General features: G+C 40.5%; 21 protein-coding genes. 10 read left to right on the top strand and 11 right to left on the bottom strand.

Going from position 1 to position 23,781, the window contains the following annotated elements:
• Nucleotides 1-142: 142 nt before the first annotated feature.
• Complete coding sequence (uvrB, locus tag ACED20_RS06320; protein WP_294199335.1) at nucleotides 143-2,134, top strand: excinuclease ABC subunit UvrB; 1,992 nt, start codon at nucleotides 143-145, stop codon at nucleotides 2,132-2,134.
• 147 nt (nucleotides 2,135-2,281) lie between these two features.
• Here uvrB and ACED20_RS06315 read toward each other — a convergent pair whose 3' ends face one another.
• The 4 genes from ACED20_RS06315 to ACED20_RS06300 all read right to left on the bottom strand — a co-directional run bounded on the left by ACED20_RS06315 (nucleotide 2,282) and on the right by ACED20_RS06300 (nucleotide 5,147).
• On the bottom strand, nucleotides 2,282-2,509 hold the full coding sequence (locus ACED20_RS06315; protein WP_294236647.1) for a DUF3820 family protein: 228 nt from the start codon (nucleotides 2,507-2,509) through the stop codon (nucleotides 2,282-2,284).
• Nucleotides 2,510-2,530: 21 nt separating this feature from the next.
• A complete protein-coding gene (locus ACED20_RS06310; RefSeq protein WP_294264547.1) occupies nucleotides 2,531-3,619 on the bottom strand; it encodes an AI-2E family transporter in 1,089 nt (362 codons plus the stop codon).
• Nucleotides 3,616-4,350 carry a beta-carotene 15,15'-monooxygenase gene (locus ACED20_RS06305; RefSeq protein ID WP_294236634.1) on the bottom strand — a complete coding sequence of 245 codons (735 nt, stop codon included), beginning with the start codon at nucleotides 4,348-4,350 and terminating at the stop codon, nucleotides 3,616-3,618. The genes ACED20_RS06310 and ACED20_RS06305 overlap by 4 nt, the downstream gene beginning before the upstream one ends.
• 74 nt (nucleotides 4,351-4,424) lie before the next feature.
• The gene (locus tag ACED20_RS06300) at nucleotides 4,425-5,147 is read right to left on the bottom strand and encodes a hypothetical protein (protein WP_378103876.1); all 723 of its coding nucleotides are present in this window, start codon (nucleotides 5,145-5,147) and stop codon (nucleotides 4,425-4,427) included.
• 47 nt (nucleotides 5,148-5,194) lie between these two features.
• Between ACED20_RS06300 and ACED20_RS06295 the strand changes: the two genes are divergently transcribed.
• Complete coding sequence (locus tag ACED20_RS06295) at nucleotides 5,195-6,172, top strand: aminodeoxychorismate synthase component I (protein WP_378103874.1); 978 nt, start codon at nucleotides 5,195-5,197, stop codon at nucleotides 6,170-6,172.
• Complete coding sequence (locus ACED20_RS06290) at nucleotides 6,156-6,782, top strand: aminotransferase class IV (RefSeq protein ID WP_294199218.1); 627 nt, start codon at nucleotides 6,156-6,158, stop codon at nucleotides 6,780-6,782. Before ACED20_RS06295 ends, ACED20_RS06290 begins: the two co-directional genes overlap by 17 nt.
• On the opposite strand, the gene menD is transcribed toward ACED20_RS06290, so the two are convergent.
• Nucleotides 6,779-8,455, bottom strand: coding sequence for a 2-succinyl-5-enolpyruvyl-6-hydroxy-3-cyclohexene-1-carboxylic-acid synthase (gene menD, locus ACED20_RS06285; RefSeq protein ID WP_345766934.1), 1,677 nt, complete (start codon nucleotides 8,453-8,455; stop codon nucleotides 6,779-6,781). The genes ACED20_RS06290 and menD overlap by 4 nt on opposite strands.
• An 85-nt stretch (nucleotides 8,456-8,540) precedes the next feature.
• On the opposite strand from menD, the gene ACED20_RS06280 reads away from it, so the two are divergent.
• Nucleotides 8,541-9,491 (top strand): isopenicillin N synthase family oxygenase, encoded by a 951-nt coding sequence (locus ACED20_RS06280; protein WP_294229163.1) that lies wholly within the window; start codon nucleotides 8,541-8,543, stop codon nucleotides 9,489-9,491.
• A 77-nt stretch (nucleotides 9,492-9,568) separates the two neighbouring features.
• Here the strand turns inward: ACED20_RS06280 and ACED20_RS06275 are convergent, their stop codons facing one another.
• The gene (locus tag ACED20_RS06275; RefSeq protein WP_294229165.1) at nucleotides 9,569-9,838 is read right to left on the bottom strand and encodes a hypothetical protein; all 270 of its coding nucleotides are present in this window, start codon (nucleotides 9,836-9,838) and stop codon (nucleotides 9,569-9,571) included.
• A 220-nt stretch (nucleotides 9,839-10,058) separates the two neighbouring features.
• Here ACED20_RS06275 and ACED20_RS06270 point away from each other — a divergent pair, with 220 nt between their 5' ends.
• Nucleotides 10,059-10,223 carry a hypothetical protein gene (locus ACED20_RS06270; RefSeq protein WP_294264523.1) on the top strand — a complete coding sequence of 55 codons (165 nt, stop codon included), beginning with the start codon at nucleotides 10,059-10,061 and terminating at the stop codon, nucleotides 10,221-10,223.
• Between the two features lie 71 nt (nucleotides 10,224-10,294).
• Here the strand turns inward: ACED20_RS06270 and ACED20_RS06265 are convergent, their stop codons facing one another.
• The 3 genes from ACED20_RS06265 to ACED20_RS06255 form a co-directional block, all read right to left on the bottom strand.
• Entirely contained in the window at nucleotides 10,295-11,095 is an 801-nt protein-coding gene (locus tag ACED20_RS06265; protein WP_378103870.1) for a GLPGLI family protein, read from the bottom strand.
• A 75-nt stretch (nucleotides 11,096-11,170) separates the two neighbouring features.
• Complete coding sequence (locus tag ACED20_RS06260) at nucleotides 11,171-12,217, bottom strand: PA0069 family radical SAM protein (protein WP_378103868.1); 1,047 nt, start codon at nucleotides 12,215-12,217, stop codon at nucleotides 11,171-11,173.
• A gap of 121 nt (nucleotides 12,218-12,338) precedes the next feature.
• Nucleotides 12,339-12,533, bottom strand: a complete 195-nt coding sequence (locus ACED20_RS06255; protein ID WP_294220276.1) for a hypothetical protein — start codon at nucleotides 12,531-12,533, stop codon at nucleotides 12,339-12,341.
• Between the two features lie 173 nt (nucleotides 12,534-12,706).
• On the opposite strand from ACED20_RS06255, the gene ACED20_RS06250 reads away from it, so the two are divergent.
• The gene (locus ACED20_RS06250; RefSeq protein ID WP_378103863.1) at nucleotides 12,707-13,060 is read left to right on the top strand and encodes a hypothetical protein; all 354 of its coding nucleotides are present in this window, start codon (nucleotides 12,707-12,709) and stop codon (nucleotides 13,058-13,060) included.
• A gap of 34 nt (nucleotides 13,061-13,094) precedes the next feature.
• Here ACED20_RS06250 and ACED20_RS06245 read toward each other — a convergent pair whose 3' ends face one another.
• Together ACED20_RS06245 and ACED20_RS06240 are read right to left on the bottom strand one after the other, a co-directional pair.
• A complete protein-coding gene (locus ACED20_RS06245; RefSeq protein ID WP_378103860.1) occupies nucleotides 13,095-15,746 on the bottom strand; it encodes a hypothetical protein in 2,652 nt (883 codons plus the stop codon).
• 29 nt (nucleotides 15,747-15,775) lie between these two features.
• Nucleotides 15,776-16,573 (bottom strand): DUF2797 domain-containing protein, encoded by a 798-nt coding sequence (locus tag ACED20_RS06240; protein ID WP_294200803.1) that lies wholly within the window; start codon nucleotides 16,571-16,573, stop codon nucleotides 15,776-15,778.
• An 89-nt stretch (nucleotides 16,574-16,662) separates the two neighbouring features.
• On the opposite strand from ACED20_RS06240, the gene ACED20_RS06235 reads away from it, so the two are divergent.
• The 4 genes from ACED20_RS06235 (at nucleotide 16,663) to ACED20_RS06220 (ending at nucleotide 23,756) form a co-directional block, all read left to right on the top strand.
• Nucleotides 16,663-17,685, top strand: a complete 1,023-nt coding sequence (locus tag ACED20_RS06235) for a GDP-mannose 4,6-dehydratase (RefSeq protein ID WP_378103857.1) — start codon at nucleotides 16,663-16,665, stop codon at nucleotides 17,683-17,685.
• Nucleotides 17,686-17,825: 140 nt separating this feature from the next.
• Nucleotides 17,826-18,047, top strand: coding sequence for a DUF2795 domain-containing protein (locus ACED20_RS06230; RefSeq protein ID WP_027382805.1), 222 nt, complete (start codon nucleotides 17,826-17,828; stop codon nucleotides 18,045-18,047).
• Nucleotides 18,048-18,170: 123 nt separating this feature from the next.
• A complete protein-coding gene (secA, locus tag ACED20_RS06225; RefSeq protein ID WP_378103854.1) occupies nucleotides 18,171-21,245 on the top strand; it encodes a preprotein translocase subunit SecA in 3,075 nt (1,024 codons plus the stop codon).
• A gap of 345 nt (nucleotides 21,246-21,590) precedes the next feature.
• The gene (locus ACED20_RS06220) at nucleotides 21,591-23,756 is read left to right on the top strand and encodes a TonB-dependent siderophore receptor (RefSeq protein ID WP_294229191.1); all 2,166 of its coding nucleotides are present in this window, start codon (nucleotides 21,591-21,593) and stop codon (nucleotides 23,754-23,756) included.
• The last annotated feature ends 25 nt before the right edge of the window (nucleotides 23,757-23,781 follow it).

The following is a 23,781-nucleotide window of genomic DNA, read 5'->3' as shown; positions in this document are numbered from 1 at the left end:
GACAAGCATCCCAAACCGGGATGCTTTTTTATTTAACAGATGATAAATAAAATGAATCATCAAAATACAAATTAAGATCCATCATATGGTTGAATGCCAAATAATTCTTTCGTATTTTTGTTAGGATAACATCACCAATTTTATGAATTTTAAACTTCAATCAGAGTATAAACCTACCGGAGACCAGCCGCAAGCTATCGAAAAACTTACCGAAGGCATAAACATCGGCGAAAAATACCAGACGCTGCTGGGGGTAACCGGATCCGGTAAAACCTTTACCGTGGCCAATGTCATACAGAATGTACAGAAACCTACCTTGGTGCTGGCTCATAATAAAACACTGGCCGCTCAGCTGTTTATGGAGTTCAAAGAATTCTTCCCTGAAAATGCCGTAGAATACTTTGTAAGTTACTACGATTATTATCAGCCGGAAGCGTATATTGCGACTTCCGGAACCTATATTGAGAAAGACCTGAGCATTAACGAAGAAGTGGAAAAGCTGAGGCTTTCTGCCACGGCCAGCCTACTTTCAGGACGCAGGGATGTGCTGATCGTTGCTTCCGTTTCCTGTATTTATGGTATCGGAAACCCGACGGAATTCCACAAATCCCTGATTTCGATTGCCATCGGTGAAAAGGTTACGCGTACCGCATTGCTGCATGCTTTGGTAAATGCCCTTTATTCCAGAACGCTGAATGAATTCCAGCGCGGAACATTCCGGGTAAAAGGAGACGTTATCGATGTATTTCCGGCGTATGCGGACAATGCCATCAGGATCCAGTTTTTTGGGGACGAAATTGAAAAGATCCAGAGTTTTGACCCGGTTTCAGGAAACGTAACGGGCAATTTTGAACAGATCCAGATTTATCCGGCCAATCTTTTCGTAACCTCAAAAGAAACCCTGAACGGGGCCATCCGGAATATTCAGGACGATTTGGTGAAGCAGGTGGATTTTTTCAGTTCGATTGAAAAACCGTTGGAAGCCAAAAGATTACAGGAAAGAACGGAGCTCGACCTCGAGATGATCAAGGAACTGGGCTATTGTTCGGGAATTGAGAACTATTCAAGATACCTGGACGGACGACTACCGGGAACAAGGCCTTTCTGCCTGCTGGATTATTTTCCGAAGGATTACCTGATGGTGATCGACGAGAGCCACGTTACCGTACCGCAGGTTCACGCGATGTACGGAGGCGACCGAAGCCGGAAAGAAGCGTTGGTGGAATACGGTTTCAGGCTTCCTGCTGCCATGGACAACCGCCCGTTGAAATTTGAGGAATTCGAGGCCATCCAGAACCAGGTGATTTATGTTTCGGCAACCCCCGCAGACTATGAACTGGAAAAAACGGGAGGTGCTTATATCGAACAGATCATCCGCCCGACCGGTCTTCTGGATCCTGTTATTGAAATCCGTCCGACCATCAACCAGATCGATGACCTGATGGAAGAAATCCAGAAAAGAGCCGATCTTGATGAAAGGGTGTTGGTAACCACTTTAACCAAGAAAATGGCGGAAGAGCTCACGAAATATTTTACCAAATTCGGCATCAGGACTAGATACATCCACTCGGATGTCGAAACCCTGGAACGTATTCAGATCATGCAGGACCTGCGGGTAGGGCTTTTCGATGTTCTGATCGGGGTAAACTTGTTGAGGGAAGGTCTGGATTTACCGGAAGTTTCCCTGGTGGCCATCCTGGATGCCGATAAAGAAGGGATGCTGAGAAGCCGCCGGTCGATGATCCAGACGGTAGGCCGTGCGGCCCGTAATCTCAATGGAAGGGCCATCATGTACGCCGATAAGATTACGAAATCGATGCAGGCCACCCTTGATGAAACAGAATACCGGCGCGCCAAACAGGAAGAGTACAACAAAGAACACGGAATGGTTCCGGTAGCATTAAATAAAAAGATTTCGGAAAGTCTGGTTGGAAGAAGCAAGGATTTTCCAGATGAAAAATACACCCAGAAGGAAATTCTTCAAAAGGTGGCTGAAGCCAAGGCCAGTTACACTTCTGAAGATATGGAAAAAGTCATTTCCCAGAAACAAAAAGAAATGGAAATGGCCGCCAAAAATCTCGATTTTATTAAAGCGGCTAAATTGAGGGATGAAATTGCAGCACTGAAAGAATAAATAAAAGAGACTGGTTTTCAGTCTCTTTTTTGTTTACTATTTGGATTATTTGATTTCATTGTTATTGTAAAATCAAAAGCAAATAAAATAAACCCAACATTCTTTAAAATGTTGGGCTTTTTAGATATTTTTAAAATTAAATTAATCTTATCGTTGATTCCTTACTGCTGAGCGGATAGGGATCAACAATTCCGTTAAACCGTTTAACTTGATTTCATAAACCGTTGCCAGCTGTATTCCCAGCTTGCCCTTTGGCATCCCGGTCCGTTGAAACCATTCTAAGTAACTTATCGGCAGATCAGCAAGAACAGTTCCCTGATATTTTCCGAAGGGCATTTTTACGATACAGATTTCTTTCAATATTTCCGGGTTTATTCCGTCCTGCATATTCTGTTTTTATACTATTAAATCGATTTTGGTTTCCAACTCTTTATTTTTATCCGGCAGCTCCAGTTCAGGCGTATCGTCATCAGAAAATTCATTCCGGTAAACCTGGATCAGGAGCAAAGTTAGAGAAACCATAATCGGTCCGAAAACCAGCCCCATAAAGCCAAATAAATTCATCCCCATGATAATTCCGAACACTGTATTTAAAGGATGGATATCTTCCAGCTTCTTCAGAAGGGTAAAACGCAGAACATTATCCGTCAATCCGACTACAATCATACAATAGGCAGCCAGCCCCAGACCGCTTCCCATATCTCCTTCCGCAATCATAAAAATACAGACCGGGCCATACACGATGGCCGCCCCTACTACCGGGATCATGGAAGTTGCCGCAGTAAGCGCAAAAAGAAGTATTGGGCTTGGAGCCCCAAATATATAGTAACCTACCAATGCAACAATACCCTGACCGAGAGCGACTACAGGAATTCCGATGGCATTGGCCAGGATCAGTTTTCTCATTTTTTCGCCGATCATCGATACATTGGATCTTTTGAGAGGTGCTGCAGAAGCAAGGATTTTCTCAAAGAAACGGGGTCTTTCCAACATGAAGTAAAGGATGAAATACATGGAAGCTACGATGGTTAAAGTATTTACCGTACCACTGAGGGCCTTTGTTGAATATTGTCCTACACTGTTCTTCAGTTTACTCATATTTTCTTTACTCAGAATATCAAACTTGAATTCTTTATAAATGTAGGTATGGATTTTTTCCAAGAAAACATTGAATTTTTCCATGTATGCCTGGGCATTTCCAAGCTTTTCAATCAGCAGGTCTCCGATAAAATAGATTGGAAGAATAAGAACGATCAGACTTGCACCCATCAGCGTCATAGAAGCAAGCCACGGTTTCCATTTTTTCTGCTCCTGCAGATAAAAATTATACTTCCGGCACAGGACATAGATGGTAATGGCTCCTAAAACGGAAGGGATAAAAAGGGCAAGATTAAAACAGATTAACCCTGTTAAAATTAAAATTATGGCAAGCAAAAAAACCTGCTTGATCTTGATACTGCTGATTTGCTGATCTTTATTCATCATTTATTTAAAATTACTGGTCTCGGTTTTCCTAAATGGGCACAATAGAGGGAATACATTACAGCAAAGATGAAAGGTGCCGTAACAATAATTCCGATAAAGCACAACACAATTCCTGCCATTGACAGCAGAAAACCTACAAATGTTGCGCCAAGGAAAACCCCGTAATTTTCTTTAGCAATGTTGAATGACTTTCCTAAAGCCTCGGTAGCAGAAGCATTTTCAAACAATAAAATAGGATATCCCAACATCAGAAGCGGATACACGAAAATAATAGGAAAGAAACAAAGCGAAATGGCAATGGATGAAATAATACCCGATAGCAGGGCATAGATTAAAATATTAATAAAATTCTGACGGTACCCGATGAAAAGATCGGAGAACTCAATAGGATTTTTCGTATTGTATTTGTTGATCATATAGATCAATCCCACATACAAAGGCGAAAGCACAAGTCCCAAGATCCCGGACAAAGTTAAGTACAAAGGAAACCCCGGCGTACTGAATACGGAAAAGTTTGAATAATCTCCGGAATCGCGGATGTCTTCAAACATAGCAGCGGAATTCATTCCGGTAAGCCCCTGAATGACTGCGCCTAAGATACCGTAGATGATCATGGCCACAACAGCGTATAGGAAAACGCCTTTGTACATTTCAAATGCATGAGAAATTACAGCTCCCGTACTTCTTTCCGGAACAGAGCCCTGTTGGTCAAATTCATTAAATTCTGACATGGTGTTTAAATTTTTAATGTGATTTTACCAAATTTACCCTTTTTTAGCATTAAAAACATTAAAAATCCATGAAATTACATCTTCTCTGAAAATATGGTTTTGTACAGTGAGTAAATAACGGCATTCCAGAAAGGAAAAGTAAACAGTCCGCCGATAAAGAACAAAGCAAAACCGATATATTTGAAAATTATCGCTATCATGACACAAACCAGGATTTCCAGAAAATACACTTTCATGGCTTTAAAGCTGAGGGAAAGCGATTCGAAAATTGTTTTGTTCATAAAAAACATCATCGGTGCCACAAATAGGGTAATGCAAACCCAGGCTACCGCAAGGATGATCGTGGGAAAGGTAAACCGATAAATAAAATACCAGAAGATATAATAGGAAACATACCTGAAAAAATTCAGTCCGTTATACCCGGCAAATAAATCGCTGAGTTCCGGCTTCTCGCCGGTATCCATTTTTCTGTAAATCTGGAAAAATCCCAGATTGAGCGGATACAGAAAAATCGTAGTGCCCATGATCCATAGAGAAAAATTCTGGTAATTATCGGTAGAAACAAGCTTATTAAGCTGTTCCATATAAACCTTCATCCCATCCTGCATGTATTTTCCGACCTCGTTGAATTCCCCTATAATGCCATATTTCATATCACACATAAAAAATACAGTAAGAAAAATTCCAAAATACATGATAGAGAACATCAGCTGGAAAACCAATGTTTTGTTCCAGTAGAAAAATGCCTGCTTCAATATAAAATCCAATCCCGGTTTCTGCGGATATTTGCTGTTCATTAAAAATATTTTGTGCAAAAGTAAACATCAATAATTACTTTTGCGGAATGTTTTCAGTGAATCATCAAAAATTTATGGAAATGGACGAACTTTCGCTTCAGAAGGTTCCTTATTTTTTCATTATCGATTTCCTCGCCCGAAATGTTGAAATCTTTAAAGCCGATGAAATCGAAAAATCAGGCTTATTGGTTGATTTTCAAAACTTCTCAACGGCAAAAACCATACAGACCCTACAGAAAAAAGTGGAATGGAGATCGTACCCCGAAACGCTGGAAAGCTTTAAAGCAGGCTTTGATAAAGTTCAGAAAAATATCCGTTTTGGAAATTCCTATCTCGTTAATTATACAAGGAAAACCAAGATTGAAACCAATTTAACACTTGAGGAAATTTTTTTTCATTCCTCGGCGAAATATAAAGCTTTTTATAAAGATTTTTTCGTATTTTTTTCTCCTGAAACTTTTGTCAAGATCGCTAACGGAAAAATATCGACCTACCCGATGAAAGGCACCATTGATGCCTCACTGGACAATGCCGCCGAAATCCTGAAAAACGATAAAAAGGAGAAGGCCGAACATTATACAGTCGTCGATCTGCTCCGGAATGATCTCAGCATGGTAGCGGATGAGGTAAAGGTAGATAAGTTTCAGTACATCGATTTTATCAAAACCAAACAGAAAGACCTGTACGCCATGAGTTCCGAAATTTCAGGAAATATCAAGCCTGAATTTGAAGGGAAACTAGGCAGCATCATGAAAACACTGGTTCCTGCCGGTTCTATTTTAGGGGCTCCGAAGCCGAAAACAATGGAGATCATCCTTGAGGCGGAAGGCTACGACAGAGGCTATTACACCGGCGTTTGCGGCTGGTTCGACGGAAAAAATACAGATAGCTGTGTGATGATCCGTTTTATTGAAAAAGAAGGCGAGTCGCTTTATTTCAAAAGTGGCGGCGGAATTACCCATATGAGCGTATTAGAAGACGAATATCAGGAAATGAAAAATAAAATCTATGTCCCAATTCATTGAAAGTATTAAAGTAGAAGATCAGGAAATTTTCCTGTTGGAATTTCATCAGAAGCGTGTAGACCAGACTTTCGCCCATTTCGGGAAAGAAGGCTCCATAGATCTGGCAAAAATTTATAAGCACCTGGAACATGACGAAGACGGGCTTTTCAAACTGAGAATTGTCTATGACCTGGATAAAAAAATCCGTACCCAGATGATTCCTTACGCCATTCCCGAACTGGAGGATTTTCAACTGGTGGAAAACAACAGCTTCGATTATTCCTTCAAATCCGAAGACCGTAAGGAACTGGAAAGGATGAAGATGAAATCCAAAGCGGAGGAAATCATCATTGTGAAGAATAACCATATTACGGATACGTCTTACAGCAACCTTCTGTTCAAAAAAGGCAAAGACTGGTTCACGCCTTCCACCTACCTTCTGAACGGCGTGCAAAGGCAGAACCTTTTAAAGCATAAGAAAATCAAAGAAACGGAAATCACCTTACAAAACCTTAAGGAGTTTTCTCATTTCCAGATGATCAATGCACTGAATGATTTTGATGAAAACTTTATTTACCCGATCGATCGTATCATCAACCTGCCGGGAAATGAAGACTATCTTGAGCTTTAATTTTCCTTTAAAAAATTAAAATACGCTTTCTGTATATCCGCATTATGCATCGCCATGGTATTTACTTCCAATATTTTAGGCTGCGTATCCGGCTTGAAGAAATTCTCCAGTACTCGGTCTAAGGTTACTTCCTCATCCACTTTGGTATATGAAAACCCGAAATGCTTCGCCAGGTGCTCTGCATTTTTATGGTGCTTTGTGGCAATAAATTCATCCAGCGTATTCGGGTTGGCATTTCCCGGTCCCGGAATAATTTTAAAAATATTACCTTCCCCGTTGTTAAAGATGATAATTCTTACAAACGGCGGAATGTACTGGTTCCACAGCCCGTTGATGTCATAGAAAAAACTTAAATCCCCCGTGATCAGTAAAGTCGGATTTGTATTTTTGATGGCAAATCCCATCGCCGTTGAGGTAGAACCGTCGATTCCGCTGGTTCCCCGGTTGCAGTAGATTTTTCTTCTACCATAATCAAAGAGCTGTGCATAGCGGATCGCCGAGCTGTTGCTGAAATGGATATTGTAATTTTCAGGAACCGTCTGGGTGGTTTTATAGAAGAAATAAAAATCCGAAAAATCCACCGTGCTTAAAAACTTTTCGTGCTTGGCATCTTTCTTATCCCGCAGTACATCCCAGAGATTGTAATAAGGCCTCGGCTCAAGATTAATAAAGCTCAATAGTTTCGAAAAGAAAACTTCCGGCTTCACTTCGATCTTTTCCGTTAGAGCAAAATACGTATCCGGTTGCCACACGGGGTCAAGATGCCAGTGCTGCTTCGGTTTTGCTTTTCTTAAAAACTGTTTTACTTTTTTGGAAACGACGTTTTGCCCTACTGTAATCAGCAAATCAGGTGCATACATTTTAAAATCCTCTTCGGTAAAGTTGAAAACATACCGGTCGATATGCCTGAAAAATTTTTCGTGATATAAATTGGAATTGGCTTCACTCAGCACTACGACGGTATGATTTTTCACCAATTGCGTCAGCTGGTTTTCCAGCTCTGGACTGTGGTCTTTGGTTCCTACCAGGATCATGATTCTCTGTGACGTATTCCAGTCGGCAATAAGATTGGACGGCACTTCATATTCTTTCTGACGGATGTTTTTTTCCACTGTCGGAAAAGTCGGTAGCTCGGAAATCAACTCATACAGAGGCTCTTCCAGTGGAATATTGATGTGTACCGGTCCCTGCTTTTCAATACAGAGCTCGATCGCTGTTTTGATAATGCCGAAATTATGGTCCTCCGCATTTTCCTTGCCGTCTTCCATCAGCTGGAAATCGCCGTAGGAATGCTGATGAAAAAGATTATTCTGCCTGATGGTCTGCCCGTCGAAGATATCCACATAATCCATCGGCCGGTCCGCCGTAAGCACCAGCAACGGAATGTTGGAATAAAAAGCTTCCGTAACAGCAGGATAATAATTCGCTGCCGCAGAACCGCTGGTACAGGTGATGGCCACCGGTTTTTTCTCGCTCATTGCCATTCCCATTCCTACAAAAGCCGCACTTCTTTCATCTACAATACTGTAACAGTTGAAACTGTCGATCTCTGAAAAATGAATCGCCAAAGGTGCATTTCTGGATCCGGGAGAAACAATGATATCTGAAATTCCGTATTGCTGAAGAAGGTGTGCGAGTATCTGAATACTTCTTTTGGAGGAATATTTTTTCATAGTACAAATTTAATTGATAAATGCTTAACACAAAAAAGAAATTAATTTAAAAATCTGTAATTTAGCCATTCGTAAATTTCTAAAAATGGATAAAATACCTAGTGTAGACCTGCGTGATTTCCTTTCGGGTGAACCGGAACGCAAACAGAAATTTGTAAATGAAATCGGAAAAGCTTATGAAGAAATTGGTTTTGTAGCCTTAAAAGGCCATTTTCTTGATGACGAATTGGTGGAGGAATTGTATGGAGAGGTAAAAAACTTTTTTGAACTGCCAACGGAAACGAAACAGAAGTATGAAATTCCGGGAATCGGTGGACAGCGAGGTTATGTCGGCTTCGGTAAAGAAACGGCAAAAGGCTTTAAAAAGGGAGACCTGAAAGAGTTCTGGCATTTCGGACAATACGTGTCCGAAGATTCCGAATACAAAGACGAATATCCCGACAATGTGATTGTTGAAGAGCTTCCCAAGTTCAATGAAGTAGGAAAAGAAGCGTACCAGATGCTGGAAAAAACAGGACAGTATGTTTTGAGAGCATTGGCACTGTATCTTGGTCTTGATGAATTTTATTTTGATGACAAGATTGCTGAAGGAAACTCTATTTTAAGACCGATCCATTATCCGCCAATCACAGAGGAACCGGATGATGCGGTAAGAGCGGCAGCTCATGGAGACATCAATTTAATTACCTTACTAATGGGTTCACAGGGAAAAGGCCTTCAGGTTCAGAACCACAAAGGTGAATGGATCGACGCGATCGCAGAACCGGACGAACTGATGATCAATGTAGGTGATATGTTATCCAGACATACCAACAACAAGCTGAAGTCTACCATCCACCGGGTGGTGAACCCGCCAAGGGAATTGTGGGGAACTTCAAGATATTCCATTCCATTCTTTATGCACCCGGTAAGCTCTATGTCGCTAAATGCACTGGAAAACTGTGTGGATGAAAATCATCCGAAACTGTACGAAGATACGACGGCTGGTGAATTTCTGCATGAAAGACTTATTGAATTAGGATTAATTAAAAAATAATAAGAAACCGGGTTTTTACACCCGGTTTTATTTTATACCAGTTTCACGTGAAACCTTTTAAGATAGCCCTTTAAAAATTATCCTGTAATACAATAAAATTCAGGACATGGAGTCGTCTGCACCACGGTTCCCCACGGGCAGATACAGGTATAGGTACTACCACCGGGATTTCCCGGACCACCGCCACCGGGATCCGGTGAATAAGGTATACATTTTCCGCCGGAACATATCTCGTTGGCTCCGCAGCCCCCCGTTCCCGGGCCGTCACCTTCAAAACAGAATGCCGGAGGAGCACCGGCAGATATTCCTTTCTTTTCTTCTCTTGAAAGCTTTTTGAAATTTTTCATAGCTTTTGATTTTAATATTTTCCTACTCTTTCAGCTTTTCGGATTCCGCTTTATTTTTTAAAATTAAAAATTTTCAAACTAACAATCAAACATTTAGCCTTATTTATTCACATTAAAATGAATTTTACACTAATTCGGAAAACAAAATATACCACAGTTCATTGATATATTATTTTTTTGATTAACTTTACTTTAGTATCAAACTTTTAACTCAAACCATATGAAAAATTTAAAAAAACTAAACAAAACACAATTAAAAAGCATTAAAGGAGGCGGAGGAATCAAGCCGGTTCCGGAGCCGGAATTCTGCATGTATGCTTGCGGTAATATGATAATCTGTGCCACATGCAGCGATGATTTCAAATGTCCGGATGATTCGATCTAAACGATAGATTTCATCTGCAAATGATAAAACCGTTGCTTTGGGAGCGGTTTTCTATTTTTGATGAATTTTTGCTATTTGAAGTTAGGCTTATAATTAAGCTCTATAGGATTATTATTTTCCTTCAGCACTTTTTGCATTTTTTGCGACATTTCACGAGAATTCCAAGGCAACTTATTGCCTTTTTCATCTGCATGTACTATTTTCATTCCGCTGCTTTCAAGCTCAGCAAATGGTTGACTGTAAAAATTTTCTTGCAAAAGTTTAAATTGGGTAAAGCTTAAAATTTTACCTTTCTTAGAAGGAAAAAACATACTGTTTTTTTTATCCGTATAATATACAAGGCTGAATTTAAAATCATTAGTTGAATCAGCAATCTGTATAATTAATCCAGGTAATCCATGAAATATATAAGGCCCGTCCTGAATGGCAATGCTTTTTGCAAACCAGGCTTCCCACGTTCTTCCGCCATAATTTACGGTTGCTTTCTGGCATTTCAAACCTGCAATAGTTGCTGAATCACTTAATAATTTCCAATCAAGTTTTTCATCAATTAAAACATCATAAGTATTTAAAACAAAAGGAATGGTCACCGTTTTATATATTTCTTCTTTGGACTTTCTTTTATGACTATATAATTGATTAAAGTCGAGAGGGGTTCCTAAACCCTTTCCCGTTTTTTCTCTCAAAGAATCATAATATCTGTCATTTTCTGATCTGAAAACTGACTTCTCACCAGAAATATCAAGAAAGTAATTCTCTCTTTTGAAGAGTTTTTTATTTGAATTTGTTGTTACTTCATAAACAAATGACAAATTTTGCGAAAACAACATAGTTTTCGCAAAAAGTAAAAGTAAAATAAAAAGTCTTTTCAATACAAATTATTAAAATTTCTATTTACAAACATTTCCGGCAATAACTTGTTGTTTGACCATTATAAATAATTAAAATTAATCAAACAACCTCAGCTGCTGATCCTTTGCCCCCGTAAAGTTTTGGATTGAAAGCCTCGGGAAATCTTTTCCGTCAAAGAACTTTTTCCTGCCGATCCTGAACGTGTTGTGGATCATTTCAGCAATATTGCCCTCCCCTTTCTGCCGGTCGAAATACTTTTTCTCACCCAGTTTTCCGCCACGCATCGAACGGATCAGGCTTAAGACTTTCTGGGCACGGTCCGGAAAAGCATGTTCAATCCAATTAACGAAAACAGGTTCCACCGAATCATTTAGTCTTACCAGCGTATATCCGAAACTCTGCGCCCCTGCATCAGAAATGGTTTTTAAGATAGACAGCGGTTCATCACCGTTCAATCCGGGAATAACCGGAGCCACCATCACATTTACCGGGATTTTATTTTCAGCCAGAATTTCGACGGCCTTCAATCTGTTTTTAGCCGAACTGGTTCTGGGCTCCATTTTTCTCCGCAGCTCCTCATTGATCGTCGGTATGCTTAATGAGACGGAGACAAGATTCTGCTCGGCCATAGGCTTCAGAATATCCATATCCTTCAGCACCAGGGCATTTTTGGTAAGGACATGAACAGGATGCCGGTAATCCAGGCAGACCTGGAGAAGATTCCGGGTAATCTCAAACTGCCGTTCTGCCGGCTGGTAGCAGTCGGTATTCCCGGAAAGTAAAATCGGAGCCGGCCGGTAACCTCTTTTCTGAAAGAATTTCTCCAATAGTTCAGGAGCATTTTTCTTCACCATGATCTTTCTTTCAAAATCAATTCCGGCGCTGTAGCCCCAGTATTCGTGGGTAGGCCGTGCAAAACAGTAGGAACAGCCATGCTCACAACCCTGGTAAGGATTCATGGAATACTCCATGGGCAGATCCTCGCTTTTAACCTGATTAACAATGGTTTTCGGAAAAACTTCAGTGAAGGATGTTTTTATCGTTTCGAAGTCCTCTTCTTCCGGTTCATAGGTATAGCGGTCGAAACGGTTGATGACATTTCGCTGAGCACCCTGACCTTTTATGATATCCTCGTTCTGCATTGTTGATGTAAAATTAAAAGGTAATTTCCGGAAAATGAAGGTTTTATTGTTAAAAATTGTAACAAAAAAAATCCAACACTGTAATAGTGCCGGATCTACATAGTAAGGATATATTTTGTAACTACTTCAATGCATAAAATTCGATACCGTGATATTCGTCATCATGATTTTTATCCTCAAAATGACGGTGATAATCCGAATAGGCATCGCTGTATTTTTTATCTTTTCTGTGTAAAATTTTCTTTATTCCGATGATACTTAATACCGCCAAAAGACCTACTCCTCCTGCCAGTAAAACGCCGACTTCTTTTTTCATATTTCGTCTGATTTATGTACCGGTACCAACTGCAAAAAGTATACCCAAGATCGTTTATGTATTATAAATTTTGTTAATATCAAACCTCTCTTTTTAACAGCTGCAATACAACTGGAATACCATGTTTTAAAGTGCAATGGTTTAATTCTTGCAGGTTTAATGAAAAAATTATTATGGACAGTACAGGAAATATTGATAAGATGACGACATTGAGCCAGGTAATGGCCAAACTGGCACAGAAAGGTGTACACCGGGAGTTCAGAATGAATGAAAACTGCGAAATGAAATTTGAAAATTCCGAAAAGATTTATCAGCCACATGAGCTGACCATCGTGAAGACCTATCGTTTTGAAGGTCCAAGTGCTCCGGACGACAACGCGGTTCTGTATGTCGTAAAAGATGATGCCGGAAACATGGGAATGATTATTGACTCTTACGGAGCCGAAAGCAATTATCCCGGTGAGGATTTCGACAAGTTTTTACGAGCGGTCCCGATCCTTGAAAGTAATGAGTTTGATTTCGAATAAACAGCCAACTTTATATCTGCAATAAATCCGGAAATTAATTATTTCCGGATTTATCTTTTTTCTTGAATATCCCTTTCAGAAACCCTTTCTTTTCCTTTTGTTCTGCGGGCTGTTGCATGGTATTTCCTGAATTATTTTCAGCCTTTGCTTCTTTTACGGACGGTTTTGTTTCTTTCGCTTTAGCATCACCCTTTCCTTTTTTGGACGTATCGATATTGATTCCGATCAGGGTTTTCTTCAGTCCCTGTTCAATTCCTTTCCAGAACAGGTTAAAGAAGGATTTTGTCGGATCTCTTTCCACGTCTTCAACTTTTACATCTTCGGGAAGTTTCCCGGAATCGGACTTAACGAGCAGATTGGCGATGGCCGTTAAAATTCCTTTTTTCTCACGGTTTTCCTTATCCAAAATAGCGACTTTGAGATCTTTATGTCTAAGGTTAAAACTTCCGTTCAGTCCTTTAGGATTCCCCCTGAAATTAAACAGCATTTCCTGGATGGTTCCGGTAGCCGTCACATGCAGATAGGGCCGGATAAACGGATTAATGCCCTTCGCCGGAAGATTGATGGTACGCCCCGAAATAGTAAATATATCGCGCGGGTCTGCAACATCAAAATTCCAGTTTACGGAAAGCGGTGCTAAATTCATAAAGGAACAGTTGATCTTAATATCAACCCGGGTCGGTTTGCCTTTTATTTTGGCAGAATTCAGGTTTTTTACATTCATATTGAAATTGCTGAACGTCAGCGTACCCGGGCCTGCACTTTCCGGTGTATCTTCTTCATAGACCAGCAATGAATTTTTTAGATCAAGATTATTAACGATCATCGGTATTTTAATGGACCGCAACAATCTGGAATACAAAGGCTTTTCTTTCGGGTCGTCAGCCGGTATCTTACTCCTGAAAATATTTGCATCCGCCGATTGGATCGTCACATGGGAAGCGTTGATGGATTTATGATCTGAAAATAAGTCCCAGGTTCCGTTAGCAGTAATCTGTGCGGCCTTAATATCATATAAATCCTTTTCCACCGGTATCATCTTGATAAACTGGGCTCTCGAAATGAGAGGTTTCATGACAAACTGAGAAATATTGACGCTACTCTGGTCTGCTTTAAAAGCCCCTGCGGTAATGCGGTAAAACTGGGTTTTATAAATGAAATTATCAGAAGTCACTGTATAACTTTTAATCCCGACATTCGTTCCCGGTTTTCCTTCTTTAGAATTCAGCTGAATGTCATTAATTGTTGCATTCAGGTTGTTTAAGGTAAATGGCTGATTGTTTTTATCGTAGGTAATATCTGAATTCCTAAGTGTTACTTTCCTGATATTGACGGGAAACTTAATTCCTTGAATATCTCCTTGCTTATCAGTTTTGTTATTTGCTTCTCCTGCTTTAATGCCTCCTTTTACCCGATCGACCAGCACTTCTTTAATATCAAGGTTCATCTTTTTATTTGCTACATCCCATTTATTCATAGCAAAACCTATATAATCTGCCGTAAGATCCATGGCCGTTTTTCCATTCGATAAACCGTTCGGAACTACAGATATTGTTTTAAGCTCTCCCTTTTTGGGGGTTAAAGTGAAACTTTTTACCGTAAAATCCTGATGGTTGGAATACAGGATATCCTGTGCCGAAAACTGAAAATCTTTATAGCCCACCGGGATCAATTCTTCACGTGTTTCCTTATCGAAATGAAGCTGATTGATATTCAGGTTGGCTTTATGGGCATACAAAAGCTTGCTTCCGTCAGGCTTCATGACCTGAACCGTAGCATTGTTCAACCGGATATCCTGCAGATTCAGTTCTAAATTAAAAGGTTTTTTGGCTTTAATGGGAACGGCATTGGTAGTATATACGAAAAGATCAGGATTGTAAAAAATGGCATTGGCTAAAGAAATTTTATTTTTTGCCAGCAAAATATCCCTGAACTGTATTTTTTCAACATTGAACTGAAAAAGCTGTGTTTTTTTGGGATAATATTTTTTAAACTGCTCAAAAGTTACAAGGGGAGTCAGCTGAAGCTTGTTAATCGACATTTGTCCGTTCTTTGTTTCAATCCTATCGATCTGTAAAGCGTACACATTATCCGGACGGAAGAAAAAATCCGTTCCTTTTATGCTGTACTGATCGAAAACGATGGGAAGCTTGTCCTGCACATCTTCTTCTGTCATCTGGAGATTTTCCACATACAGGCTGAGGTCTTTCACAGAAAAGAATTTCTGTTTCGTATACCTGAAAACACTAATATTCCCTTCATTGATCCTGATGTTCTCAAACAGAAAAGGGTCTCTCTTTTTCCCCGTTCTGGTATCGACAGGCCGGGCCAGGACCACATTCATACTGGGTTTGGAGAGCAATAAATCCGATGAGCTGATCTGATTGTTGAACAGCGCATCATAAATTCCGAAACGGCTTACTTTCAGGGTATCTACCGTCCCCTGCAAACCGATCACATTGATGTTCTGCGGATTTTTATTATTAACGGTGATTCCCGTTGACAGAATGTTTCCCGACAACAAATCGACCTCCATGCTTTTGTAAGAGATCTTATAATCCGTATTGTTTTTGATGTATTTGGGAAGCTGGGTTTTAAGCCAGATATTTAGCCCGAAGTTTGCCAGTAAGAGGATGATTAAAAGGACTCCAAGGCTGATTAATAATTTTCTGACCCATTTTTTCATTTTGTGATCTTGTTTAATTTGAGATCCGGTTAATTGGTTACACTCAATTCAATCACATACCCTTCATGTCCTCTTACATTGATAAACTGCCCCCCGTCGAACGCTAGATACTGTCCTTTGATCCCGGTTAATTTTCCGGTAAACTCCGGTTTCTTGTCCAGGGTAAAGGAAGTCACTTTCTCCGGTTTATCATAAGGATAATCGAAGGTCCAGAGGTTTTCGCCTTCGCTGTAAAACTTCTGAAAATCTTCAGGGAAATACTCTTTTATCTTCTGCTGGAAATCCGCCAAGTCTACTTCACCTTCAAAATCATCCTGGAGCATTTTTTTCCAGCTGGTTTTGTCCGGCACATGCTGTTTGAGGGCAACTTCTATCATTCCCGCTTCATACCGGTTTTCCGTTCTGGCAATCGGTAACGCAAAAGTAGCTCCCTGGTCGATCCATCGGGTGGGGATCTGCGTATTTCGCGTTACCCCAACTTTTACTTCTCCCGTATATGCCAGATAAACCGTATGAGGCTGTAACTGAATTTGTTTTTCTACATCCAAATCCCGTTCCGCAATTCCCAGATGGGCCGTAGAAAGCTCAGGACGGATAATGGTATCGCTGGCATACGGACTTTCAAAGAAGCAGTTTTTACAGAAACCCATACGGTAGATGGTTTTGTCTTCCTGGCAGTTCACACACTGATATCCGATATGTTTTATGGTAAGTTCCTTTCCAAAAAGCTCGTTCATGTGGATCAGGTCGCCTGAAAGGTTGAGGTAGTATTGGACCGGCTCATCATGGAAGCTCGTCATCTTTAAAATTTGCCCTTGAAACTGCATATTAATTTTATATTACTTTTTTAAGTAAATTTAATGATTATATTTTTCCCGAAGTAAATTTATATTTTTGTAGCACGAAAAACATACGGATGAATTATCTTATCACCGGCGGAAGCGGTTTTATTGGTTCCCACCTCACTGAACAATTATTAAAAGAAGGACATTCTGTCATAAACGTTGACAATTTTGACGATTTCTACAATTATCAGATAAAAATTCAAAATACTTTAGGCGCTATCCGTTATTTTTCGGATTTTGAGTATTTCGATAAAGAGAAAGATCTTAAAAAATTAATTTTCCTTTCTGAATCTGAAAACTATAATCTTTACAATCAGGATATCCGTGACAAAAAAGGATTGGAGGAAATTTTTAGAGCCCATTCCATCGATACCGTTATTCATCTGGCAGCGTTGGCCGGGGTACGTCCTTCCATCGAGAGGCCTTTGGAATATGAAGAAGTAAATGTAAGAGGAACCATGAACCTTTGGGAATTATGCCGGGATTTCAACATAACAAAATTTATCTGTGCTTCATCTTCAAGTGTGTATGGCAACAATGAAAAAGTTCCCTTTACGGAAACCGACAATGTAGACCGCCCGATTTCACCTTATGCCGCCACCAAAAGATGCGGAGAGATCTTAGGTCACGTTTACCATGAACTGTATAAAATAGACATGATCCAGCTGAGGTTTTTCACGGTCTACGGCCCACGGCAAAGACCCGATCTCGCCATCCATAAATTTACAAGACTGATTTCCGGAAACCATGAGATTCCTTTCTACGGCGACGGAACCACCGCCAGAGACTATACGTATATCGACGATATTATCGATGGGATCTTAAAATCCATCCGTTATCTGGAAAACAATTCCGGAGTGTATGAGATCATCAATCTCGGGGAAAGTGAAGTCATCACCCTGAATGAAATGCTGGCCGCCATAGAAGACGCCCTAGGAAAATCTGCCATCCGGAAAAATCTGCCAATGCAGCCCGGAGATGTCCTGAAAACCAATGCCGATATTACCAAAGCAAGGACATTAATCGGCTACAAACCTGACACAAACTTCCAAAATGGCATAAAAAAATTTGTGGAATGGTTTTTGAGAAAATGACCTCGAGTAGGTCACGGAAGGCTTATAGATACTTTCCGCAGCCGACGGTGAACAAAAATTAATAAAAAGAATTGAAAATCAGGTGTAAAAAAGCATATCATATAAGCTATTTTTATACTTTTGCAAAAAATTAGAAAATTATGTACTGGACATTAGAATTAGCTTCCTATTTAAGTGACGCACCCTGGCCAATGACAAAAGCAGAGCTTATCGACTATGCCATCAGAACCGGTGCTCCTATGGAAGTCGTGGAAAATCTTCAGGCAATCGAAGATGAAGGGGAAATCTATGATGCCATTGATGAAATCTGGAGCGACTACCCTACGGACGAAGATTATCTTTGGAACGAAGACGAATATTAATTAAAAGCAATAGGCTTTAGGCGATGCTTAGAGCTTTTTTGCCCTTTTTATATCATTTTTTTACACGTTAAGTGTTATTTCAACGCTTAAAGGATATTCTTTTAAGCATAAAGCAAAAAATTTATGAGTTTTTTAAACAAAGTTCTAAAAGGGTTTTTGGGAGACAAAAAAGCGCAGGACCTAAAAGAAGTAAAAAAAGTTGTAACAAAAATCAAAGCTGTTGAACCGGCGATCCAGCAATTGTCTGATGACGGTTTAAGAGAGAAAACTGCTGAGTTTAAAGAAAATATCAAATCTGCAACCAGTAAAATTACAGCGCAGATAGAACAGATCCAGGAACAGATCAAGAATTCGAAGAACGTGGACGAAAAAGAATCCCTTTTCTCGAAGATCGAATCCCTGAAAAAAGAATCATACGAAATTGAAGAAAAAGTCCTGGGGCAGATCCTTCCTGAAGTTTTTGCTTTGGTAAAGGAAACCGCAAGAAGATGGGCACAAAACGGAGAAATCCGGGTAACCGCTTCCGATTGGGACAGGCAACTGGCTGCTGCCGGAAAAGATTTCGTGGAAATTCAGGGAGATCAGGCTGTATGGAAAAACTTATGGGATGCTGCCGGAACACCGGTTAACTGGGACATGGTCCACTACGACGTACAGTTTATCGGAGGGGTGATCCTGCACAGCGGAAAAATTGCCGAAATGGCAACCGGTGAAGGAAAAACCCTGGTAGGAACACTTCCTATTTTCTTAAATGCCCTTCCGGGAAGAGGCGTTCACGTAGTTACGGTGAATGACTACCTTGCCAAAAGGGACTCCGCATGGATGGGACCATTATATCAGTTCCACGGGATGTCGATCGACTGTATCGACAATCACCAGCCGAACTCCGACGGAAGAAGAAAAGCCTACAATTCAGATATTACCTACGGAACGAATAACGAATTCGGTTTCGATTACCTGAGAGACAACATGGTAACTTCCCCATCTGAACTGGTGCAGAGAGAACTGAACTTTGCCATCGTGGATGAGGTGGATTCCGTATTGGTGGATGACGCGAGAACGCCGTTGATCATTTCCGGGCCGGTTCCTCAGGGAGACCGTCAGGAATTCGATATCTTGAAACCTTCAATCGACAGAATCGTTGAAGTTCAGAAAAAGACTGTTTCCACCATCTTCAATGAGGCGAAAAAATTAATCTCCGCCGGAAACACCAAAGAAGGAGGATTCAAATTGCTTCAGGCCTACAGAGGGCTTCCTAAAAACAGACAATTAATCAAATTCTTATCGGAAAGCGGAAACCGTGCATTGCTTCAGAAAGTAGAAGCGCAATACATGCAGGACAACAACCGCGATATGCCGATCGTTGATAAAGACCTTTACTTCGTAATCGAAGAGAAGAACAACCAGGTAGACCTTACCGACAAAGGGGTTGAGTATATGTCCCAAGGGAACTCAGACCCTAATTTCTTCGTCCTTCCGGACATTGGTACTGAAATTGCCGAACTGGAAGCTAAAAATTTATCCAAAGAGGAAGAATTTGAAGCCAAAGAAAGACTGTTCTCCGAGTTTGGTGAAAAGTCAGAACGGGTTCATACCATGAGCCAATTGCTGAAAGCGTATACTTTATTTGAAAAAGATGATGAATATGTGGTGATCGACGGTGAAGTGAAAATCGTTGATGAGCAGACGGGACGTATCATGGAAGGAAGACGGTATTCAGACGGTCTTCACCAGGCGATCGAAGCGAAGGAAAACGTAAAGATCGAAGCGGCTACCCAGACATTTGCTACCGTTACCCTTCAGAATTATTTCCGGATGTACAACAAACTTGCGGGGATGACGGGGACTGCAGAAACGGAAGCAGGCGAGCTTTGGGAAATCTACAAACTGGATGTGGTGGTAATTCCTACCAACCGTCCGATTTTAAGAAATGACAAACAGGATCTGGTCTTCAAGACCAACAGAGAAAAATACAATGCCGTAATCGAAGAAATCGAAAAATTAACGGCTGCAAAAAGACCGGTACTTGTGGGAACCACTTCGGTGGAAATCTCGCAGTTGCTTTCAAAAGCTTTACAGCTGAGAAAAATCCCGCACCAGGTTCTTAACGCGAAACTTCACAAAAAGGAAGCTGAAATCGTAGCGGGCGCAGGACAGCCGGGCGTGGTAACCATTGCTACCAACATGGCCGGTCGTGGTACCGATATCAAGCTCACGAAAGAAGTAAAAGAAGCGGGAGGATTAGCCATCATCGGAACCGAAAGACACGACTCCAGACGTGTGGACCGACAGCTGAGAGGTAGAGCGGGACGTCAGGGAGACCCTGGAAGTTCCCAGTTCTATGTTTCCCTTGAAGATAATCTGATGCGTTTGTTCGGATCTGAAAGAATCGCTAAAATGATGGACAGAATGGGCCATAAGGAAGGCGAAGTAATTCAGCATTCCATGATCAGCAAGTCAATTGAAAGAGCCCAGAAAAAAGTGGAGGAAAACAACTTCGGAACCAGGAAAAGGCTTCTTGAATATGATGACGTAATGAACAAGCAGCGTGACGTAATCTACAAGAGAAGGAAGAACGCTTTGTTCGGAGATCACCTGAAGTATGATATTACGAATATGATCTTTGACGTGGCGAATTCCATCGCTGCAAAAGGGAAAGCTACCGGGAACTACAAAGATTTCGAATATGAGATCATTAAGACGTTCACGATGGAATCTCCGGTTTCTGAAAACGATTTCAAATCTAAAACCGTTCAGGATTTAACAAACATCCTGTTTAAAGCAGCTCAGGACGACTATACAATGAAACTGAACCTGCTGAAAGAGAAATCATTCCCGATCATTGAAAATGTATATCAGAATCAGGGTTCGATGTTCAGGATGATCCAGGTTCCTTTCACCGACGGGCATAAAACGATGACCATCGTTACGGATCTTAAGGAAGCTTTTGAAACGCAGTGCGACAGTCTGATCAATGATTTTGAAAAGAACATCACCTTATCCATTATCGACGAAAACTGGAAGCTCCACCTGCGTGAAATGGACGATTTGAGAAGATCTTCACAGGGGGCCGTGTACGAACAGAAAGATCCTCTGGTAATTTACAAACAGGAATCTTTCCACTTGTTCAGTGAAATGATCGATAAATTAAACAGAGAAATTATTTCATTCTTATACAAAGGAGAAATTCCGGCATAAGAAATAATAGTTTTTACCATACAACAACCGCTTCAGGCTATCCTGAAGCGGTTATTCTTATTAAGAGCCAGTATAAATCCGATAGCATTTAATTTGTTTTCAATCATTTAAAAAGAAAAACAGATAAAGAATAAAAATTTAAATGCGGCTAGTCCTTTAGAAAATGTAAATAGAATCATTGAAGATCTGAAACTGTAACCGTAAAACCTCCACCATCCAGCTCCCTTCTTCCAGCCTTTTTACTCGGTTTGCCTGTAATTCACATTAAATCTATGATAAATATCAATCCATTAATTTATTTAGAATAATTAAAAACAATATATTTGCAGAAAATTTTGAGTTTCTATGAAGAAAGTTTTGGTATCTGTAATTATTCTTGGTTCTGTAACTGTAGCTGCACAGACAAAGGACTCGGCAAATACAAAGAATATTGAAGAAGTTGTTATCAATTCAGTGACAAAAAAAGATTCTGACTACAGCAACAAAATGCCTTTAAAAGCGATTGAAGATCCTCAGGTGTACTCTTCTGTGAGCCGGGCTGTACTGGAAAATCAGGTGCTTTTTAAGGTGGATGATGCATACAGGAACGTTACCGGGCTACAGCCTATGTGGACGGCTACCAGCCGTGCAGGAGACGGCGGATCGTACATTGTTTTAAGGGGATTTCCTTCCAACAACTCCGTGAGAAACGGATTGGTTTCGCCTGTAACCACCGTAATTGATGCGATAAACATAGAACGTTTTGAGGTACTGAAAGGACCATCAGGAACACTTTACGGAAGTAATGTAGCTTCTTACGGAGGACTTGTCAACAGGACGACCAAAAAGCCGTCTGATACATTTGAAGGGCAGGTAAGCCTGTTCGGAGGAAGTTATAATACCTACCGGGCACAGGCGGATGTAAATGCACCGCTTACCAATGATAAAAAACTTCTTTTCAGAATAAATACCGCCTATACCAATGAAGGAACTTTTCAGAAAAAGGATGCTCAAAATTCTTTTTTTGCCTTCACTCCCACCCTAACGTATAATGCAACGGATCGGCTGCAGTTCAACCTGGAATACGAATTTTTCCAGTCCAGGGCAATAGGAGACAGCTTCTTCTTTTACCTTTCGCCGGACACCCTGGGAGGTATTAATAATATGAAAGACCTGGAGAAGGCAGGACTTGATTATAAACAGTCATATTCAGGAAAAGGTCTTTATACGACAGCAAGAAACAGCAACATTTTCGGACAGGTTAATTACCAGATTAATGATAATATCAGATCTTCTACCAATATCAATAACAGCTACGGTTTCTCTAATGGCAACAACCCTTATTTTACGGTATTGCAGAATGAAGCCAACGCCCTTGTTGTAGGAAGAGCAGATCAGGCAACCAATAACAGTACTAAATCGTATTTTCAGATCCAGCAGAATTTTAACTTTGATTATAAGTTCGCAAACGGAATGAGAAACAGGACGGTAATCGGTTTTGATTTCCTGAGAACAACGACACGATTACACTACTACGGACTGAACAGCGAAAAATATCCGATGGGATTCTTTGATTTTGTACCTGTGAAAGGAACAGATTATTCCAACTTCAATGCAAACGTCCTTGGAGCCATCTACAGTGATCCTGCCAATGTAAGCTCTACCAATAATATCGGGGATTTGAAGACATACAGCGGTTATCTGTCGAATGTTTTCACACCATTAGAAGGATTGAATCTTGTGGTAGGGTTACGTTACGAAAATAACGATTTCCTTGGCGGAAGAATTTATGTTAATGACAGTGCCCCTTATAAGCAATCTGCATGGTCTCCGAAGGCCGGTTTGGTATATCAGATCATAAAAGATAAGTTTTCGGTTTTCGGGAACTATCAGAACAGCTTCAAGAGCAATGGCTATTACATCGTAGATAAACAGTCTAATATTGCGTTATCCGATCCTGAAAAGGCAAATCAGTTTGAAGGAGGGCTTAAAGGGAATCTTTTCAATGGAAGAATCAACGCTACGGTGAGCTATTACGATATCAAAGTTAAAAATATGCTTTTGGATACCGGTGAATATCTGGCCAATTTCCAAAGTGTGCAGACCCAGGCCGGAAAGCTTCACAGCAAAGGAGTGGAGCTGGAAGTGAATGCATATCTGGTTAAAGGGTTTTCCCTCATCGGAGGAGTTGCATACAACGATACCCGGGATGTGCAGACCGGTCTTCGTCCTAATACTGCGGGATCATACTGGCTTGCCAATTTCAATGCAAGCTACCAGTTTCTTGATGGAAACCTGAAAGGCCTTGGCTTTGGTATTGGGGGGAATTATGCCAGCGATAATAACGTAACAGGGAATTTTATTCTTCCAAAATATTTTGTACTCAATGCCAATGCATTCTATGATACAAAAAAATTCAGGGTTGGAGTAAAAGTAGACAATTTTACCAATCAGCACTACTGGACAGGATACACTACTGCAAACCCACAGAAGCTTATCAACGCGCTGGGAAGCATAACCTATAAATTTTAAACCACATCCTATAAGGATCATCTGA

The sequence above is a fragment of the Chryseobacterium sp. sg2396 genome, from assembly GCF_042610505.1.
Classification (GTDB): domain Bacteria; phylum Bacteroidota; class Bacteroidia; order Flavobacteriales; family Weeksellaceae; genus Chryseobacterium.
Note: the sequence above shows the minus strand (reverse complement) of the source record. Positions and strands in the feature narration are given on the sequence as shown.

Bases quoted from the DNA above. Each gene is read 5' to 3' on its own strand.
- ACED20_RS06290 (WP_294199218.1), top strand. From the start codon at position 6,156: ATGTCCCAATTCATTGAAAGTATTAAAGTAGAAGATCAGGAAATTTTC.
- uvrB (WP_294199335.1), top strand. From the start codon at position 143: ATGAATTTTAAACTTCAATCAGAGTATAAACCTACCGGAGACCAGCCG.
- ACED20_RS06305 (WP_294236634.1), bottom strand. From the start codon at position 4,350: ATGTCAGAATTTAATGAATTTGACCAACAGGGCTCTGTTCCGGAAAGA.
- ACED20_RS06255 (WP_294220276.1), bottom strand. From the start codon at position 12,533: ATGAAAAAAGAAGTCGGCGTTTTACTGGCAGGAGGAGTAGGTCTTTTG.
- ACED20_RS06240 (WP_294200803.1), bottom strand. From the start codon at position 16,573: ATGCAGTTTCAAGGGCAAATTTTAAAGATGACGAGCTTCCATGATGAG.
- ACED20_RS06230 (WP_027382805.1), top strand. From the start codon at position 17,826: ATGTACTGGACATTAGAATTAGCTTCCTATTTAAGTGACGCACCCTGG.
- menD (WP_345766934.1), bottom strand. From the start codon at position 8,455: ATGAAAAAATATTCCTCCAAAAGAAGTATTCAGATACTCGCACACCTT.
- ACED20_RS06270 (WP_294264523.1), top strand. From the start codon at position 10,059: ATGAAAAATTTAAAAAAACTAAACAAAACACAATTAAAAAGCATTAAA.
- ACED20_RS06220 (WP_294229191.1), top strand. From the start codon at position 21,591: ATGAAGAAAGTTTTGGTATCTGTAATTATTCTTGGTTCTGTAACTGTA.
- ACED20_RS06300 (WP_378103876.1), bottom strand. From the start codon at position 5,147: ATGAACAGCAAATATCCGCAGAAACCGGGATTGGATTTTATATTGAAG.
- ACED20_RS06295 (WP_378103874.1), top strand. From the start codon at position 5,195: ATGTTTTCAGTGAATCATCAAAAATTTATGGAAATGGACGAACTTTCG.
- ACED20_RS06250 (WP_378103863.1), top strand. From the start codon at position 12,707: ATGGACAGTACAGGAAATATTGATAAGATGACGACATTGAGCCAGGTA.
- ACED20_RS06280 (WP_294229163.1), top strand. From the start codon at position 8,541: ATGGATAAAATACCTAGTGTAGACCTGCGTGATTTCCTTTCGGGTGAA.
- ACED20_RS06260 (WP_378103868.1), bottom strand. From the start codon at position 12,217: ATGCAGAACGAGGATATCATAAAAGGTCAGGGTGCTCAGCGAAATGTC.
- ACED20_RS06235 (WP_378103857.1), top strand. From the start codon at position 16,663: ATGAATTATCTTATCACCGGCGGAAGCGGTTTTATTGGTTCCCACCTC.
- ACED20_RS06310 (WP_294264547.1), bottom strand. From the start codon at position 3,619: ATGATGAATAAAGATCAGCAAATCAGCAGTATCAAGATCAAGCAGGTT.
- ACED20_RS06245 (WP_378103860.1), bottom strand. From the start codon at position 15,746: ATGAAAAAATGGGTCAGAAAATTATTAATCAGCCTTGGAGTCCTTTTA.
- secA (WP_378103854.1), top strand. From the start codon at position 18,171: ATGAGTTTTTTAAACAAAGTTCTAAAAGGGTTTTTGGGAGACAAAAAA.
- ACED20_RS06275 (WP_294229165.1), bottom strand. From the start codon at position 9,838: ATGAAAAATTTCAAAAAGCTTTCAAGAGAAGAAAAGAAAGGAATATCT.